This window comes from Micromonospora sp. NPDC005324 (assembly GCF_040607155.1).
GTDB classification, from domain to species: domain Bacteria; phylum Actinomycetota; class Actinomycetes; order Mycobacteriales; family Micromonosporaceae; genus Micromonospora; species Micromonospora trifolii.
Map to the genome: position 1 here is coordinate 34,368 of NZ_JBEXGE010000029.1, position 16,523 is coordinate 50,890.

Here is a 16,523-nt window from a genome sequence, read left to right on the forward strand (position 1 = left end):
CCGAGTCGCTCGGGCAGCTCGTCGCCCGCGACCTACTGCTTCCCAGACAACCCGCGCGTCGGCAGCGAGATGACGACCCACCTCCCGGTCACGCCGGCCTGGATGTGCGGCGGCTGCGGTGCCGACTGGCCCTGTGCGACCCGTCGGCGCGAGCTGCTGGCCGAGTATCACCGTGCCCCGGTGTCACTTGCCCTCTACCTGGCCGCCCACCTCGTCGACGCCGCGCAGGACCTTGCCCACGTTCCCGCCGGGCACCTGCATTACCGCATTCTCGGATGGACCCGATGAGCATCCTGCGGCCGGGCGACGAAAAGTTCCACTACAGCGACGGCTCCCACAGGTGGATCCCGCCGGACCCGCACTACGACCAAGAGGTCTGGGACGAGCAGGTCCGCCAGCACAAGAACGGCCACCTCAGGAACGAGCGCCCGAAGGTCCGCATCCAACGTCTCGTCTGACGGCCAGCACCACAGCAACGAAGTACAGCAACTGTGCTAGCGCCGAGATCGATGGTCAGCCTGACGCGCTCGCTCTGATGAAAATAACCCGGCTCAGGAAGGGCTCACCCTGATGCTTGGGGCCCCAGACAACTGACCGCCTCAGACCTTTGTGTTCGCCACGACCCGATCAAGGACGAGGCGGCCCATGTCGTACATGACGGGGTTGGTCTCGACGTAGTACCAGATCGCACCGAGAGCTTGTTCGAAGCTCCATGCCTTACTGCGCTCCCACTCCAGGTCGTCGCAACCCAGCTCGTCACGGAACACCGCTCGGGAGGCATCGTCGAAGAAGTACCAGCCACACATGGCATCGAGGGCGGGATCGGCCGGTGCGAAGTCGCCGGTGTCGAGCACACCCACCAGCCGGCCGTCGGCCACCAACACGTTCAACGGCTGCAGATCGCCATGGGACATGACGTCGGCCGACGTGTGCGGAAGCTCTCGGAAATGACTCCACAGACGCCGAAGCATCGGGACGTCGAGCAGACCCTGGCTCTTCTCAAAACACTCCTCGACCCACTCGTCGTGGTCGGGTAGCTCGCCGCCACGGTTGTCGCCCTGGAACCGGCGACCCTCGGTATCGGCGGCCCGAAGCGCGCTGATCAAGGAGGCCAGGTCACGGGCGAGTCCCACGGACCCGTCGATGTCAACGGGGGCGATGCTCCCCGGCACCCACGACTGCACCGACCACGGCAGCGGGTAATTCTTTCCCGGGGCTCCGATCGCAATCGGCAGGGGAGCCGGGAAGGGGCTGTGTTCGGCGAAGCGCCGGGCGGCCTCGGCCTCGCGCTCGAGGAGTTCAGCGGCCACGCTGACATCGCGTGACCGCAGCAGGAATCGGGCCGCCACATCGTCGCCGATGCGGAAGATGGCGTTCACGGTGCCGTTCGACTCGACGCGCCGGACCGGCGCCGTCTCCCACTGAGGAAACTGGCTGGCGATCAGCTCTCGGACGGAGTCGTCGCTGATGGCGATCTCATCGTCATGCATGGCCATGCGGAAAATCCCCGATCCTGGTCGGTTAGACGGCGCACGTTAGTCGATCACACTATCGGTCAGGCATGGTCAGCCCTCGACGACGGAGCAGAATGTCGAGAGCGGCCACGTGGCTCCGTCTCGGGGGAGGATGCGGTCGCTGGGACCGCACCGGAGCAGGGAGATCCAGCATGGCGATCCAGCGGATGGACAACGTCCTCATCGTTGTCGAGGACGAGCTGGCGAGGTTCCACCGGCCGACGGCGATCAGCGGGGAACCGAAGGACGCGCCGGCCAACACGCTGGGCATTCGACGGATCATGTTCGCCGTCGACGACATCGAGGGCGTGATCACCCGGCTGCGCGGTCACGGCGCCGAACTCGTGGGGTCGTTGGAGCGGTACGAGGACGTCTACCGGCTCTGCTACGTCCGCGGCCCCGAGGGCATCATCGTCGGCCTGGCCGAACAGCTCCGCTGACGGCCGCCGCAGCTCGGTCCCACCCGCAACGTCGGGATGTAGGGGCCTCGTGGGCGGCGGAGATCACCACATCCCTGTAGTAGTGCGGATCTTGGGGTGCGCTAGGACCCCGAGCCGCGCGGGAAGGTTTCGCGTAGGGCCGGGTCCAGCGGGCGACCGCTCGTGGGTTCGATGAACAGGTCGGCGAGCAGGAGGTCGGCGAGGTAGCTGGGGTTCACCCCCGATTCCTTGCGGCCGATGGCCTGTAGCGCGCCACCCAGTCGCAGGGCGGCCTTCGCGGCGCCGGACGGCATCCGCGCGACCCGGCGGCGCCGACCGACAGCCTCTGCGATGCGCCCGATCATGTCGGTCCAGGTGAGGTTCTCGTCGGCGACCGGGATGTCCGCTCCGCTGGCCTGCTCCAGGGCGTCGACCGCGACCTCGGCCACGCTGCGGGCGGAGGCCGCGGCGCTGCCGCCGGTCGGGGCGACCAGCGGGGTACGCGAGCGGGCCCACCGGTCCAGCGGACCGGCCCAGTTGGGCAGTCGGTCGCCGGCCCGACCGAAGACGAAGGGCAGTTCGAGTACGGCGACCGGCAGGCCCTCGCCGGCGGCCGCCCGCCCCTCCTGGGCCTGCTCCAGGCGGCACCGGATGTACGTGTGGCGTTCGGCGAGGCGCCACTGCGGGTGGAGCCGGTCGAAGTAGGTGTAGTAGGAGCCCATCACGACGCCCCGGGTGAGACCTTCGAGGCGGGCGGCGGTGAACAGTCGTACCACCGGGTCGACGTTGTCACTGCGGAACTCGGGATAGATCGGTTTGGGCAGAGGCCGTTGCTCCTCGGTGCGGGTGGCGTACACGACGCCGTCGTGACCGGCGAGCAACGGCCGCAGGTCCTCGATCGAGGCGGACCCGACATCGAGCAGATGGTCGACGCCCGGCTGGGCGGTACGCGCCACAGTGGTTGCTGCATGGCCACGCTCCCGAAGAACGTCCACGACGTGAGCGCCGATCAGGCCACTGCCACCCACCACAAGAATTCGCACGGTGCATCGTCCACTCTGGAACCGGCCCTTTGTCAAGCCGCAGAGGCTGCGGCAACGGCGCGGCTCGACCAGAATGGCACCCGCCCCAGCAGCTGCCACCTCGCCGCGGCGCAGGTTGACAACGGGCGAGGATGGCGTCCGCAACCCCGACATTCGCCTAGGTTCGAGGTACGGAACACCATCGCTGTGAAACGGGGTTGAGGATGCCGGAACCGCGCGCCTTCTGGCTGGACGAGCAGTTCGACCGCGAGCACGGCACCGACGGGCGCGGCCGGTACGAGGCCGAGGTGTTTCGTCGGATCGACGAGTTCGCCGACTCCTGGGATGACTTCGCGCCCGTGGCGTTCGCGGTGACCGCCTGGCGGCTCGCCACCGAGCTGACGCCGGGCTTCGTTCGCTGGCACCGGCGGATCATCTCGGCTACCTGCGCGCGCAGCCCGTGGGACGGCAGCCTGGTCTGCGCGGTGACAGTGGCCTCCCGTTGGCCGGCCGAGCTGACCTGGACCAGGCAGTGGCAGCGCGACCGTGGTTGGCAGAACTGGCCCCAGATGTTCGGCCAGTTCACCACACCCACCGAGCAGGACCAGACGCGCCGCCCGCATCTGCGCGCGATGCTCCAGGTGGAGGCGCCGGTGCCGCTCGACGACCTGCCGCCGACGCCGGCCGGTCCGGACGACGAGGTCGCCGTAGCGGCGCGCCGGGCCGTGGCGGTGCTGGCCCGGGAACTCAACGACCTTCTCGCGCCGATGATCGGGCAGCTCGACGCCGGGGTGCCGGCGGACTCCTGAAAAGCCCGCCGGCCGGTAGGGTCGTCGGCGTGGATTCCGACGACATCGCCGCCCGGCTCGGGGTGCCCGTCGAGGAGGTCGACCGCGTGCACCGGCTCGCCGGTGACAAGCCGTCAGCCCCGTTGCCCGCCAAGGCCGACGCGCCCGCGCTCCTCGACCGGCTCGCCGTGCCGCCGGACGACGTCGCCGAGGTCATGGCGGGCTGGCCCGACCCGGACTCTCCGCTCTGGACCCCGGAGCTGCGCTGGCTGCTCGACCGCTCGATCGCCCTGGTCCGCGCCGACCTCGGGGGCTACGAGTGGCTCTCGCCCGGCCCGGAGTTGCCGCGAGAGCGCGGGCTCGCGTGGCGACACCTCTACGTGTACGCGTACCTGGCTCTGGTCGACGTGGTGAGCGCGTACCACAGCGACCACGGCGTCCCCGAGGCCGTGACCTGGGTGACCCTGGCCGACCTTGGCCGCAACCTCGCCATCGACCGACGGATGCGCGGCGAGGGGTGGCCGATCATGCAGAGCTGGCTGACGCTGCACTCGCGCGGCAGCGTCTACGAGCTTGGCCGGCTACAGCACCAGCGTGGCGACGGCGCCATCGGCCTGCACGTCCCCGATTCGGGGCCGTTGACCCCGGAGGCGGTCGCGGCGTCCCTCGACGAGGCCCGCGCGTTCTTCCCGCGGCATTTCCCGGACGAGCGCTACACCGCGTTCTCCTGCGCCTCGTGGCTGCTCGACCCGCAGCTGCGGGAATACCTTCCCGAGGCCTCCAACATCGTGCGGTTCCAGCGCCGCTTCGAGCTGGAGCCCTACGACGAGTCGGCGGGGCCGGACGCCGACATCGAGGTGCTGCGGTTCGGGTTCCGGACCCTGACCACGCCGCTCGACGAGCTGCCGCGCCGCACGGCGCTCCAGCGTGCGATCATCGACCACCTGCGGGCCGGCGGCCACTGGCACTGGCGCCACGGCCGCTTCCCGGTCTAGGCACCCGCGTCCCACCACGCGCCGTTGGCGGCCGCCTGGCCCGCCGGTTCGATGACCTCCCACACCTCCGCGATGAATCCGTCGGCGATCCGCAGGACGTCGACGACCACGATTTCCGGCCCCGCGTCGGGGAGTCGGCGTCGCGAGTGCACCACGACGTGGTCACCGTCGGCCAGCAGGTGCAGGATGTCGACCCGCATGCCGGCGGTCGGGCCCAGCGCGGCGCGGACCGCGGCGAGCCACTGCGCCCTCGTCGAGGTCGTCGAATCCGACCGGTGATGGGTGAAGTCCTCGCTCAGGTACGAGGCGAGCGTGTCGACGTCGCCGGCGTCGACCAGCCCCGCCAACGCACGTCCGACGATGCTCTTGTTCTCGGTGGTCATGGCCGCAAGTGTTTCCCCGGCCCGGGAGCCTGTCGATGACATCGCACTTCATGGCGTTCCGAGCGACGATGAGTAGGCTCATGATCGTGTATGCGGTCGGGGAACTCCTGCGGCAGTGGCGCAAGCGCCGGGGGCTCAGCCAACTCGACCTGGCGATCGCCGCGGATGTCTCGGCTCGGCACGTCAGCCTGGTCGAGACCGGTAAGTCCACGCCGAGCGCCGACATGATCCTCCGGCTCGCCGACCAACTCCACGTGCCGTTGCGTGATCGCAACCAGCTGTTGCTCGCCGCCGGCTTCGCGCCCCGGTACGCGCAGCGCCCGCTTGACGACGCCGCCCTGTCGGGCGCCCTCGACGCGGTCCGCAGGGTGCTCCGGGCGCACGAGCCGTATCCGGCGCTGGTCTTCGACCGCCGGTGGAACATCGTGCTGACCAACCGCGCGGTCGACCCGTTCTTCGCGTACGCGGCGCCCGAGCTGTTGCGGCCGCCGGTGAACCTGGTTCGGCTGGGCCTGCACCCGCGGGGGCTCGCCCCCCTGGTCGTCAACCTGGCGGACGTGCGGGCGGTGTTCCGCAGTCGGATCTCGCGCCAGCTCGCCGCCGCCCCCGACGCGGAACTCGCGGCGCTCTACGAAGAACTGCTGAACCCGCTGCCCGAGGAGCCGCCGGCCCAACGGGTCGACGCCGACGTGGTGATCCCGATGATCCTGCGGATCGGTGGACGCGAGCTGCGGCTGTTCTCGACCATCACCACGTTCGGCACCCCGATGGACATCAGCATCGAGGAGATCGCTGTGGAGTCCTACTACCCGGCGGACCAGCAGAGCGCCGCCTACTTCACGCGGTAGGGCCCGGCCTGGTCACCGCCCAGGCCGGGCCCACCACGTGCGCGTCAGCCGGTGGTCAGGACGAACCTCTCCCAGGACCCGACCGACGCCCGGTTGGCGATCAGTGATCCGGCCCCGGCGTTCTCGGCGGCCACGATCTGGTTGTTGATCGTGGCCCGCAGGCTGACCGTTCCGTCGGAGTTGTTGATGATCTGGAACGTCTCCCACGGTCCGATCGCCGTGCGGTTCGCGATCAACGGTTCCGCTCCCGCGTTCTCGGCGGCGACGTACAGCCCGTTGGCGCGGGACCGCAGGGCGATGTTGCCGTTGCCGGCGTCCACCCGGTCGAACTGCTCGGTCGTGCCGACGCTGGCCTTGTTCGCGATCAGCGCGGTGCTGCCGACCGCCGACACGTACTGGTTGTTGACCTGCGCCCGCAGCGTGGTCACCGGGGTGCCGCTGCTGGTGCCGGTGGTGAAGGTGAACGCGTCGACGTCGAACAGGTTGCCCGAGCCGCCCTTGAAGACCAGGTACAGCGTGGTCGTCGAGGAGGGCGGGTTGCTGATGGCGGTGGAGACGTCGACGAAGGTCTCCCAGCTACCGGTCACCGGCACCGTGGCGGTGCCCAGCAGGGTGCCGGTGGCGGACCCGGCGCGTACCTCGATGGTGCCGCCGGCGCCGGCCGAGGAGACCCGCGCGGTGAACCGGTTCGCGTTGGACAGGTTGTACGGCTGGTAGGAGATCCAGTCGTTGTTCTCGATGAACCCGGCCGTACGGCCGCCCTCGGCGTTGGTGTGGTCGGTGGCCTGGACACCGGACTGGGCGCTGAAGTGCTCACCCTGGCGGTGCTTCGGTTGCAGCGTCTTGATGCTGTGCGTGGTGAGCCCACCGTTGTCGGTGTACGCGGCGTCGAAGACCCCGTAGATGTTGGCCGCCGCGTCATGCTCACCGTCCGTCGGGACGGTGATCGTGCCGCTGCACCCGGTCTTCGAGGTGATCTGGTGTGCGTGGCTGTCGTGGCCCAGCGCGTACGTCAGGCTCACCTTGGAGCAGTCGATCGTGCCGTCCTGCGGGTCGCTCACCGAGATCTGGTACGGCACCGTGTCACCGAAGGTGAACAGCTGTCCGTCGGTGGGCGAGGTGAGCGACACCGTCGGTGCGGTGTTGCCCACTGTGACGATCAGGCTCGCCGTGCCGGACAGGCCGGTCGGGTCGGTGACCTTCAGGGTGGGGCTGTAGCTGCCGTTCGTGGTGTACGTCTTGGTGGGGTTGGCCGCCGTCGACGTGGTGCCGTCGCCGAAGGTCCACAGGTAGCTGAGCGCGCCGCCCTCGGGGTCGGAGCTTCCGGCCGACGAGAAGTTGACAGTCAACGGGTTGGCCCCCGACGTGGGGTTCGCCGAGGCGACCGCGATCGGGCTGCGGTTGCCACCACCGATGTACTCGATCCGGAAGAGCGCCTGGTTGTTCGAGCCGGTGCCGTAGTCCAGCACGTACAGGGCGCCGTCCGGGCCGAAGGCCATGTCCATGACCTGGGTGCCGGTCCACGGGAAGTTGGAGATCTCCCCGCGCGAGCCGTCCGAGTTGACAGCGATGGCCTTGATCCAGCGGCGGCCGTACTCACCGGCGAAGAACTGACCGTTCAGCGAGGCCGGGAACTTGATGCTGGAGTTCAGCGAGGCGTCGTACCGGTAGACCGGCCCGCCCATCGGCGACTCCGAGCCGCTGCCGAACTCCGACGGCGAACCGGAGTCGCCCGCGTACTTGATCCAGGCCGGCTTCGCCGCGGGCAACGTGCCGAGCCCGGTGTTGCGGAACGAGTTGTTGGTCGGCCCGCCCGTGCAGTTGTACTTCGACTGCGACGGCCCGGACGGGAAGGTGTATTCATTGTATGTTTCCGTGCTGGTGTTGCTGCCGGTGCAGTACGGCCAGCCGTAGTTGCCGGGTGCCGCGATGCGGTTGAACTCGACCTGACCGGAGGGGCCACGGCTGGAGTTCGTGGACCCGGAGTCGGGGCCGTAGTCGCCGAGGTAGACGACACCGGTCGCCTTGTCGACGCTCATCCGGAACGGGTTGCGCAGACCCATGGCGTAGATCTCCGGGCGGGTGCCCGACGTGCCGGGCGCGAACAGGTTGCCCGACGGGATCGTGTACGTGCCGTCCGCCTGCGGCTTGATCCGCAGCACCTTGCCCCGCAGGTCGTTGGTGTTGGCCGACGAGCGCTGGGCGTCGAACTGCGGGTTGCGGTTGGTCTGTTCGTCGATTGGCGCGTAGCCGGACGACTCGAACGGGTTGGTGTCGTCGCCGGTGGTCAGGTACAGGTTGCCGGCGCCGTCGAAGTCCAGGTCACCGCCGACGTGGCAGCACTGCCCACGGTCGTTGGCCACCTGGAGCACGATCTTCTCGCTGCCCAGGTTGAGCGTCTCGTCGCTGTTGAGGGTGAACCGGGACAGTCGCAGGTGCCCCTTCCACCGGTCCCAGTCGGACTGCGAGCCGGTGGTCGGGGCGTCCCCGGACGGGGTGCTGAGAGTGGGGGAGTAGTACAGGTAGATCCACCGGTTGCTGGCGAAGTTGGGGTCGACGGCGACGCCCTGCAACCCCTCCTCGTCGTGGGTGTAGACCGACAGGGTGCCGGAGACCTTGGTGTTGCCGGCCACGTCGGTCACCCGTAGGACACCATTGCGGGCGGTGTGCAGCACCGAGCGGTTGGGCAGAACGGCCAGGGACATGGCCTCACCCAGCTCGCCCGAGCCGGTGGCGAGCTTGACCTGCTGATAGTCGGAGGCGGGGATCACCGCAGCCTGTGCGGTGGACGGTGCAGCCACAGCGAGGGCCGCGCTCGCGACGGTGAGAACCGCCGCGAAGAGCGCCCGGGGCCAGCGCCGGGGGTACGAGAGCATGATCGTCCTTTCTCGACGATCGGTGGACGGGCGCGCGGGGGCGCGCCACGACCAGGTGGGGGTGGTGGAGAACGAGCGGGGGGACCGGGTCAGTTGGTGGTGACCAGGTCGAACTTCTCCCACTGACCGATGGCGGTCCGGTTGGCGATCAGCGGGGACGCGCCCGCGTTGTCGGCGGCGACGTAGCGGTTGTTCACAGTGGCCCGCAGGCTCACCGTGCCGTCGGAGTTGCGGACCAGCTGGAACGTCTCCCAGGCGCCGGCGGTGGCCCGGTTGGCGATCAGCGCGGCGGCCCCGGCGTTCTCGGCCGCGACGAACTGCCCGTTGCTCTTGGCGCGTACCGCCACGTTGCCGTTGGCGAGGTTGACCAGGTCGAACCGCTCGCTGGTGCCGACGGAGGTCTTGTTGGCGATCAGCGCGGTGGTGGCGTTGGGCGCGCTGACGTACTGGTTGTTGGCGCGGGCCCGCAGGGTGGAACCGCTGGCGGTGGGCGGCGGGGTCGTCGTGCGCGGCGAGCAGTCGGCCGTCACGGAGCCCGCAGCGACCTGGAGGCCGCCGAGCAGCATCCGGGTGAAGTTCGGGTCGGTGTACGACGCCTCGGTGTGCCCGAGGCCCGTGTACCAGGCACGCCCGCCGCCGTACGCCTTGCACCAGGTGATCGGGTGGTCGCCGCTCATGTTGCCGCCGCTGTAGGACGACTCGTCGAGGCTGGCCAGCACCCGCGCGCTGGACCGGGGGTTGGTGCGGTAGTTGTACCACTCGTCGGAGCGGACCCAGGTGGTGCCGAGGTGGGCGGTCGACGGGTTGGTCTGGTCCTCGATCTTCACGGTCGCCGTCTGGATCGCCGGGTGCGAGTCGAACCACGCTCCGACCAGCGAGCCGTACCACGGCCAGCTGTACTCGGTGTCGGCCGCGGCGTGCACGCCGACGTAGCCACCACCGGCGGCGATGTACGACTCGAACGCGCTCTGCTGACTGGCGTTGAGGACGTCGCCGGTCGTCGACATGAAGACCACCGCCTGGTATTGGGCCAGGTTGGAGGTGGTGAACTGGGCGGCGTCCTCGGTCGAGGTGACGGTGAACCCGTTGGCGGAGCCGAGCTGCTGGATCGCGGCGATCCCGTTGGGAATGGACGAGTGCCGGAAGCCGGCGGTCTTACTGAACACCAGCACCTTGGTCAGGGGTGCCGCCGAGGCGGGGGTCGGCAGGGCGACCAGGCTGGCCAGCATGACGGCCAAACCGGTGACGAGTGCCAACAGGCGGGGACGGGAACGCATGGTCTTGCTCCTCTGCTGAGCGTCGACCTCAGGCCGTGCATGTGAGCAGGCCAGGGGTCGCGATGGCGGTGGTGCGGAAGCCGGGCCGCCGACGCTCGGCTGAGGTGGTGCGGGGTGGTGGGGATGGGTTCGGTGAGACCAGTCGACGAAGCAGACCACCACTGTGGATGGTCACATTTCATCGACTGGCATCGTTGACGCAGTAAACCTCCGATGTCTGGCCCCGTCAAGCCCACGGGCCCCGGCCCGGGTGACGGCGAGGCTTCAGCCGCTCAGCGCACCGGGTCCGCTGCGAGAGCGCGCCAGTTCAGGCGGTCCCGGTAGCGGTGTCGCAGGACGAACCAGCTGACCGAGAACGGGATGGCCCCCATGGCCACCACGCCCAGGACGTCCGCGCCGACCACGTCGAAGACCGCCCCGACGTCGCCGAACAGCTGAGCGACCGTCTGGAAGGCGACGTGCAGGCCGATGCCGGCCCAGATGTCGCCGGTGGCGGCGCGGAAGGCCCCCAGCAGCAGCGCGAAGACGAGGAAGAGCGCCAGTCGGTCGACGGATCTGGCCGCCCCGATGAGAAACCCGAACACCGTGAACAGCAGTGCCTGCCCGATGACCGCCTGCCAGGCGGGCAGCCGGGTGGCGAGGTTGTGTTGCAGGTACCCGCGGAAGAGCAGCTCCTCCGGCAGCGCCTCCTTCAGGAAGACCAGCACGACCAGCAGCGCCGCCACCCGCAGCACGTCCGCGACGGACGTCCGGACGCTGATCTCGACCCAGCCGAGGCCGAGGCAGAGCGCGAACCCCGCCGCGGCGGGGACGAGCCAGCAGGCCATGCCGAACAGCAGACGCCGCCAGCCGGCGCGCAGCGACGGCATCCCGAGGCCGGCCCAGGGCCGTCGGTCCAGGACGCGACGGGCGACGATCACCAGGGGTACGACGACAGCGGTGGTGAGGACCGCCCCGACCGCATGGGTGGGTCGGTCGTAGTCACCGTCGAGCAGGGTGCCCAGGAACAGCCAGACCAGCACGGCGGCGGTGGCCACGACGAGGATCCGCCAGGGCAGGGCGAGACGGGATCCGGCGCTCACCACGCGCAGCCTAGCCAGCGGCGTCAAGGGTGGACGGTCAACGGCCGAGGACGAGGTAGCCGAGGCCGAGGACACCCCGGTAACCGCCGACGTACTGGCGCAACCGGTCGTCGAGTTCCGCGCGGACCTCTGCCGCACGGGGATCCTCCGGGTACGCCAGCAGCCACTCCTGCCGGCCGGCGAGCCAGGTGGACTCGAAGTCGTCCCACTCCCGCTGGTCCGCGGTGCTCAGGTGCAGCAACCGCCAGCCCCGCTCGCGGGCGGCCTCGACCAGCCCGGGGAGGGTCGGAACCTCCGGGCCGAAGACCTCGGCGATCTCCGTGGTGGGGGACCGATCCCAGTACGCGTCGCCGAACAGCAGCCGCCCACCGGGCCGGACCACCGTGGCGAGGGCGTCGAGGGCGGCCTCGGTGCCGCCGAAGGCGTGTGCCGAGCCGATGCAGAGGACCCGGTCGGCCGGCTCCTGCCAGGCCGCCGCTTCCCCCATCACGAAGGCGACGTGCCGGTTGAGCGACCGCCCGGCAGCAAGCCGCCGCCCTCGGGCGAGCGCGGCCTCGTCGGTGTCGACGCCGACGCCCCGCGTCGCGACCGGGCCGGAGACACCGCCAGCGGCGACCGCCCGCAGCAGCAGCTCACCCCAGCCACAGCCGAGGTCGAGCACGCGCGCGCCGGGGCGGACGTCGAGCCGTTGCAGCAGCAACGCGGCGTGCTCCGGCGAGAGCGGAGTGTTCCAGCGCATCCGTGCGTGACGGCTGGCGGCGAGGTGGTCGGTTGACTGCATCCGTTGAGGGTGTCAAGCGGTGCGCCGGGTCCGGCACCGGGGCGTACGGCAGGATCGGTGGGGTGGACGCGGAACGTGCGGGGCCGCCGCGGCGGCCGACCCCGCAGGAGGTGGCGGCGGCGGCCGGCCGGGGTCTGCCGGACATCATCGGGCCCGGGCTGCGCGTGCTGTTCTGTGGCTTCAACCCGGGCCTCTACTCGGCTGCGGTGGGGGAGCCGTTCGCCCGCCGGGGCAGCCGCTTCTGGCCGGCCCTGCACGGGGCCGGCTTCACCGACCGCCAGCTGCACTCGTGGGAACGCGACGAGCTGCTGCGGCAGGGTCTGGGCATCACCAGTCTGAGCAACCGGGCCACCGCCCGCGCCGCCGAGCTGACCCCGCAGGAGTTGGTGGCCGGGGTGACCGGGTTGGCGGTGAAGGCCGAGCGTTACCGGCCGCGCTGGGTGGCGATCCTCGGGGTGACCGCGTACCGGATCGCCTTCGCCCGACCGAGGGCCGGGCTGGGCCCGCGACCGGACCGGCTGGGGCCGGCCCGGGTCTGGGTGCTGCCGAACCCCAGCGGCCTGAACGCGCACTTTCCGCTGCCGGCGTTGACCGTCGAGTTCGCCAAGCTGCGGCGGGAACTCGACCCCTAGCCGGCCGCGGCGACCAGCCCCTGGTAGTAGGGCTGCATCGCCGGGTGGTAGTCGTCGAACTCCGGGCGGGGCGAGCCGTCCCGGGAGGCGACCAGCAGGTCCAGGTAGTACTCCCAACCGGCGCCCACCTCGGCGATGCCCTCGACGCTGCTCAGGTGCTGCACGAACCGCAGCTCGGTGGCGCCGTCGCTCTCGGTCAGCGACAGCTCCAACAGCCAGCTGCCGTAGCTGTCGACCATCGACACGGCGAGGCGCTGGTGCGGTTCACACGCGTCGATGCGCACCTCGCACCAGGGCTGCTGCTCCTCGTACGCCATCTGGACCCGGATGGTCCGTCCGGGCCCGGCGTCGCCCTCCCACGGGCCGAACCAGCGGGCCGTACGCTCCGGCTCGGTCAGGCTGGCCCAGACGTCCGCCGCCGGGGCGCGGAAGGTCCGGGTGAGGACGAGATCGTGGCCGGTGTCGGTGCGAAACAGGCGTCCGGCGGGTGTGCGGATCATGCCGTGTGCTCCCTTCGGTGCTCCGCCGGGCCGCGGCTGCGGCGCTCTCGGCGGGTGCGATAGACCTCGGTCTCCAACGCGTCGAGGTGCCGGCCCCACCTGTCGACTGTGGTGAGCGCGGTGAGCCAGTCGAGCAGCGGGGCGAGCGGGCCCGGATCGAGCCGGTAGATCCTCCGCCGTCCGACCAACTCGTCACGGACCAGCCCGCTGTCGCGCAGCAGCCGCAGGTGGCGGCTGATGGCGGGCCGGCTGATCGTGAACCGCTGGGCGATCTCGCCGGCGGACAGAGATTCGGCGCGCAACATGGTCAGGATGTGCCGCCGTACCGGGTCGGCGATCGCGACGGCCACCTCATCCATCCCGGAAGCGTAACCTACAGGTTACGGGTCTTCGCCATCCCTGCGTCGATGGTGGGCACATGATCACCTGACCTGGCACTCTGTACGGCATGGCCGCCCTGCTTCGCTCCCGCCTGACCGACTGGACCTTCGCCGTACCCGTGCTCGCCGTCCTGGTACTGATCGTCACCTGGGGACGGAACCTGCCCGGCCCGGTCATCGTGGTGGTCGCGGTGCTGCTCGGAGGCGCCGTGCTCGCAGCCGTGCACCACGCGGAGGTGGTCGCCCACCGGGTGGGGGAGCCGTACGGGTCGCTGGTGCTCGCCGTCGCTGTCACCGTGATCGAGGTCGCCCTCATCGTCACGCTGATGATCAGCGGGCCGGAGAAGACCCAGTCGCTCGCCCGGGACACCGTCTTCGCCGCCGTCATGATCACCTGTAACGGGATACTCGGCCTGTCCCTGCTGCTCGGGGCGCTGCGCCGTCGCGTCGCGGTGTTCAACCCGGAGGGCACCGGCGGAGCCCTGGCCACGGTGATCACCCTGGCCACCCTGAGTCTGGTCATCCCGACCTTCACCACGGCCCGACCCGGCCCGGAGTTCAGCCCGGCCCAGCTCGCCTTCGCCGCCGTCGCCTCGCTGGCGCTCTACGGGCTCTTCGTGCTCGTGCAGACCGGCCGGCACCGCGACTACTTCCTGCCGGTCGACAGCCGGGGCCAGGTCATCGACGCGGAGGAGCACGCCAAGCCCCCGACCACCCGCGCGGCGCTGGTCAGCCTGGGGCTGCTGCTGGTGGCGCTGGTCGCGGTGGTCGGCGACGCCAAGACCGTCTCACCGACCATCGAGGCCGGCGTCGCCGCGGCGAACCTGCCGCACGCGTTCGTCGGCGTGATCATCGCCCTGCTGGTGCTGCTGCCGGAGACCCTGGCCGCCGCCCGCGCCGCCCGCCGCGACCGGGTGCAGATCAGCCTGAACCTCGCGCTCGGCTCGGCGATGGCCAGCATCGGCCTGACCATCCCGGCCATCGCGATCGCCTCGATCTGGCTGGACGGCCCGCTGCTGCTCGGCCTCGGCGGCACCCAGCTCGCCCTGCTCGCGCTCACCGCCGTGACCGCCGTCCTCACCGTGGTGCCCGGCCGGGCCAACGTGTTGCAGGGCGGCGTACACCTCGTGCTGATGGCCGCCTTCGTCTTCCTGGCCGCCAGCCCGTGACCCGCACCGCCCGCCGGATCAGCCGGCGGGCGGCGGGTCGCCCCCGAGACGCTCGGCGCGGGCGTTCAGGTAGCGCTGCTGCGCCAGGTTCGTCGAGCGCGCCGCCGCCATCCGGTACGCCTCCCGCGCGGCGACCCGCTCACCCTCCCGCTCCCACAGGTGGGCGCGGGCGGCCGGCAGTCGAGGGTCGTCGGCGAGGCGGGGGTCGTCGGCCAGGTCGGCGAGCAGCGCCAACCCGGCCGGCGCGCCCCGGCTCATCGCCACCGCCACCGCGTGGTTGAGCGCCACCGCCGGGTTGTCGGACATCCCCAGCAGCACCTCGTACAGGGCGGTGATCTGCGCCCAGTCGGTGGCTGCCGCGCTGGGCGCCTCGTCGTGCACGGCCGCGATGGCCGCCTGGAGCTGGTAGGCCCCGACCACCCCGCGCGACAGCGCCGAGGTGATCAACTCGACCCCCTCGGCGATCTGGTCGGCCCGCCACCGGGAGCGGTCCTGCTCGGCCATCGGCACCAGCTCACCGTGCGCGCCGATCCGGGCCGGCGCGCGGGCGTCGGTGAGCAGCATCAACGCGAGCAGCCCGGTCACCTCGGGATCCTCAGGCACCAGCCGGCGCACCAGACGGGTCAGCCGGATCGCCTCGGCGGTCAGGTCGGCGCGCAGCAGCCCGGGCCCGGCCGTGCGGGCGTACCCCTCCGTGAAGATCAGGTAGAGCACATGCAGCACGGCGGCGAGCCGGTCGGCGCGCTCCGGACCGGTGGGCGGCGCGAACCGCAGCCCACTGTCGCGGATCCGCTGCTTGCCCCGACTGATCCGCCGGGTCATCGTCGCCTCCGGCACCAGGAACGCGCGCGCCACCTCGGCGGTGCTCAGCCCGCCCACCGCCCGCAGGGTGAGCGCGATCTGCGACGCCGCCGACAGCGACGGGTGGCAGCACAGGAACAGCAGGATGAGTGTGTCGTCGGCGTCCGCCGGCGGACGGTCGGCGGCGGGGGCACGCCACTGCTCCGGCAGCACCCACCGGGCCACCGTGTCCTCCCGCCGCATCCGAGCCTGCTCGCGACGCAGCAGGTCGGTCAGCCGACGGGACGCCACGGTGATCAGCCAGCCCCGCGGATTGTCCGGTACGCCGTCGCGCGGCCAACCCTCCGCCGCTGCGATCAGCGCCTCCTGCACCGCGTCCTCGGCCGTGTCGAAGTGCCCGTAGCGGCGGACCAGCGCGCCGAGGACCTGCGGCGCCAGCTCGCGCAGCAGGTCCTCGGCGGGAATCTCCGGCACCGGGTCAGCCGGCCAGGTCCTCGACACCGTCGAGCACCGGCCGCACGTCCACGTACCCACCGGGGGCGTCCGGGTCGACCAGTCCGGCGGCGATCTCGGTGGCCCGGTCGAAGCTGGCGCACTCCACGATGGTGTAACCGGCGAGGACCTCCTGCGTCTCCGGGTACGGGCCGTCGGTGACCACTGGTGCTCCCTCGCGCACCTGCACCCGGCGGGCGTGCACCGGCTCGCTCAGGCCCCGGGCGTCGACCAACTCGCCGGACTCGGCCAGCGCCTGGTGGAAGGTCTCCATGTGCTGGTGCATCGCCGCGATCTGCTCGGCCGACATCGCCGGCCGGTCGGAAGCCCGCCCCGACAGCACGTCATAGTCCTGCTGGGACCCATAGAGCAAAATCATGTACTTCACGGTTCTCCCCCTCCTCCTGCGGGACACCACCCCGGCGCCCCCACAGAGAACGTCGAACCCACCCCTCGCATCCGGACACACCCCCAGGTCTCCCACCCCTCACCCGAACCGGTGATCATGAAGGTGGCGTCACGACACGCCGAGTGGGATGACGCCAACTTCATGATCAACGGGGT

At 70.7% G+C, this 16,523-nt stretch carries 19 protein-coding genes; 8 read left to right on the forward strand and 11 right to left on the reverse strand.

The window, feature by feature from the left end:
- Nucleotides 1-69 precede the first annotated feature (69 nt).
- Nucleotides 70-288, forward strand: coding sequence for a flavin reductase (locus ABZS40_RS25930; protein WP_354946103.1), 219 nt, complete (start codon nt 70-72; stop codon nt 286-288).
- Nucleotides 285-458, forward strand: coding sequence for a hypothetical protein (locus tag ABZS40_RS25935; RefSeq protein WP_354946104.1), 174 nt, complete (start codon nt 285-287; stop codon nt 456-458). The genes ABZS40_RS25930 and ABZS40_RS25935 overlap by 4 nt, the downstream gene beginning before the upstream one ends.
- A 141-nt stretch (nt 459-599) precedes the next feature.
- On the opposite strand, the gene ABZS40_RS25940 is transcribed toward ABZS40_RS25935, so the two are convergent.
- Nucleotides 600-1,496, reverse strand: coding sequence for an aminoglycoside phosphotransferase family protein (locus tag ABZS40_RS25940; protein WP_354946105.1), 897 nt, complete (start codon nt 1,494-1,496; stop codon nt 600-602).
- 170 nt (nt 1,497-1,666) lie between these two features.
- On the opposite strand from ABZS40_RS25940, the gene ABZS40_RS25945 reads away from it, so the two are divergent.
- Nucleotides 1,667-1,954 (forward strand): VOC family protein, encoded by a 288-nt coding sequence (locus ABZS40_RS25945; protein ID WP_354946106.1) that lies wholly within the window; start codon nt 1,667-1,669, stop codon nt 1,952-1,954.
- Between the two features lie 101 nt (nt 1,955-2,055).
- Here ABZS40_RS25945 and ABZS40_RS25950 read toward each other — a convergent pair whose 3' ends face one another.
- Complete coding sequence (locus ABZS40_RS25950) at nt 2,056-2,976, reverse strand: NAD-dependent epimerase/dehydratase family protein (RefSeq protein WP_354946107.1); 921 nt, start codon at nt 2,974-2,976, stop codon at nt 2,056-2,058.
- 203 nt (nt 2,977-3,179) lie between these two features.
- Here ABZS40_RS25950 and ABZS40_RS25955 point away from each other — a divergent pair, with 203 nt between their 5' ends.
- Both ABZS40_RS25955 and ABZS40_RS25960 read left to right on the forward strand, forming a co-directional pair.
- Nucleotides 3,180-3,764 carry a hypothetical protein gene (locus tag ABZS40_RS25955; RefSeq protein WP_354946108.1) on the forward strand — a complete coding sequence of 195 codons (585 nt, stop codon included), beginning with the start codon at nt 3,180-3,182 and terminating at the stop codon, nt 3,762-3,764.
- Nucleotides 3,765-3,793: 29 nt separating this feature from the next.
- A complete protein-coding gene (locus ABZS40_RS25960) occupies nt 3,794-4,738 on the forward strand; it encodes an acyltransferase domain-containing protein (protein ID WP_354946109.1) in 945 nt (314 codons plus the stop codon).
- Here ABZS40_RS25960 and ABZS40_RS25965 read toward each other — a convergent pair.
- Nucleotides 4,735-5,121 (reverse strand): nuclear transport factor 2 family protein, encoded by a 387-nt coding sequence (locus ABZS40_RS25965; RefSeq protein WP_354946110.1) that lies wholly within the window; start codon nt 5,119-5,121, stop codon nt 4,735-4,737. The genes ABZS40_RS25960 and ABZS40_RS25965 overlap by 4 nt on opposite strands.
- Nucleotides 5,122-5,201: 80 nt before the next feature.
- Between ABZS40_RS25965 and ABZS40_RS25970 the strand changes: the two genes are divergently transcribed.
- Nucleotides 5,202-5,969, forward strand: coding sequence for a helix-turn-helix transcriptional regulator (locus ABZS40_RS25970; RefSeq protein WP_354946111.1), 768 nt, complete (start codon nt 5,202-5,204; stop codon nt 5,967-5,969).
- Between the two features lie 44 nt (nt 5,970-6,013).
- Here the strand turns inward: ABZS40_RS25970 and ABZS40_RS25975 are convergent, their stop codons facing one another.
- The 4 genes from ABZS40_RS25975 to ABZS40_RS25990 form a co-directional block, all read right to left on the reverse strand.
- A complete protein-coding gene (locus ABZS40_RS25975; protein ID WP_354946112.1) occupies nt 6,014-8,845 on the reverse strand; it encodes a PQQ-dependent sugar dehydrogenase in 2,832 nt (943 codons plus the stop codon).
- A gap of 89 nt (nt 8,846-8,934) precedes the next feature.
- On the reverse strand, nt 8,935-10,122 hold the full coding sequence (locus tag ABZS40_RS25980) for a ThuA domain-containing protein (RefSeq protein ID WP_354946113.1): 1,188 nt from the start codon (nt 10,120-10,122) through the stop codon (nt 8,935-8,937).
- A gap of 272 nt (nt 10,123-10,394) precedes the next feature.
- Nucleotides 10,395-11,204: a CPBP family intramembrane glutamic endopeptidase gene (locus ABZS40_RS25985; RefSeq protein WP_354946114.1), complete on the reverse strand. Its 810-nt coding sequence runs from the start codon at nt 11,202-11,204 to the stop codon at nt 10,395-10,397.
- 37 nt (nt 11,205-11,241) lie between these two features.
- Nucleotides 11,242-11,985, reverse strand: coding sequence for a methyltransferase domain-containing protein (locus ABZS40_RS25990; protein WP_354946115.1), 744 nt, complete (start codon nt 11,983-11,985; stop codon nt 11,242-11,244).
- 62 nt (nt 11,986-12,047) lie between these two features.
- On the opposite strand from ABZS40_RS25990, the gene mug reads away from it, so the two are divergent.
- Nucleotides 12,048-12,617: a G/U mismatch-specific DNA glycosylase gene (gene mug, locus ABZS40_RS25995; protein WP_354946153.1), complete on the forward strand. Its 570-nt coding sequence runs from the start codon at nt 12,048-12,050 to the stop codon at nt 12,615-12,617.
- Here mug and ABZS40_RS26000 read toward each other — a convergent pair.
- Both ABZS40_RS26000 and ABZS40_RS26005 read right to left on the reverse strand, forming a co-directional pair.
- Nucleotides 12,614-13,117: an SRPBCC family protein gene (locus ABZS40_RS26000; RefSeq protein WP_354946116.1), complete on the reverse strand. Its 504-nt coding sequence runs from the start codon at nt 13,115-13,117 to the stop codon at nt 12,614-12,616. The two genes, mug and ABZS40_RS26000, sit on opposite strands and share 4 nt — an antisense overlap.
- A complete protein-coding gene (locus ABZS40_RS26005) occupies nt 13,114-13,476 on the reverse strand; it encodes a metalloregulator ArsR/SmtB family transcription factor (RefSeq protein WP_354946117.1) in 363 nt (120 codons plus the stop codon). The genes ABZS40_RS26000 and ABZS40_RS26005 overlap by 4 nt, the downstream gene beginning before the upstream one ends.
- An 89-nt stretch (nt 13,477-13,565) precedes the next feature.
- On the opposite strand from ABZS40_RS26005, the gene ABZS40_RS26010 reads away from it, so the two are divergent.
- Nucleotides 13,566-14,666 (forward strand): ionic transporter y4hA, encoded by a 1,101-nt coding sequence (locus ABZS40_RS26010; RefSeq protein ID WP_354946118.1) that lies wholly within the window; start codon nt 13,566-13,568, stop codon nt 14,664-14,666.
- Nucleotides 14,667-14,684: 18 nt separating this feature from the next.
- Here ABZS40_RS26010 and ABZS40_RS26015 read toward each other — a convergent pair whose 3' ends face one another.
- Both ABZS40_RS26015 and ABZS40_RS26020 read right to left on the reverse strand, forming a co-directional pair.
- On the reverse strand, nt 14,685-15,968 hold the full coding sequence (locus ABZS40_RS26015) for a DUF6596 domain-containing protein (RefSeq protein ID WP_354946119.1): 1,284 nt from the start codon (nt 15,966-15,968) through the stop codon (nt 14,685-14,687).
- Complete coding sequence (locus tag ABZS40_RS26020) at nt 15,946-16,338, reverse strand: YciI family protein (RefSeq protein ID WP_238680394.1); 393 nt, start codon at nt 16,336-16,338, stop codon at nt 15,946-15,948. The genes ABZS40_RS26015 and ABZS40_RS26020 overlap by 23 nt, the downstream gene beginning before the upstream one ends.
- Between the last annotated feature and the right edge of the window lie 185 nt (nt 16,339-16,523).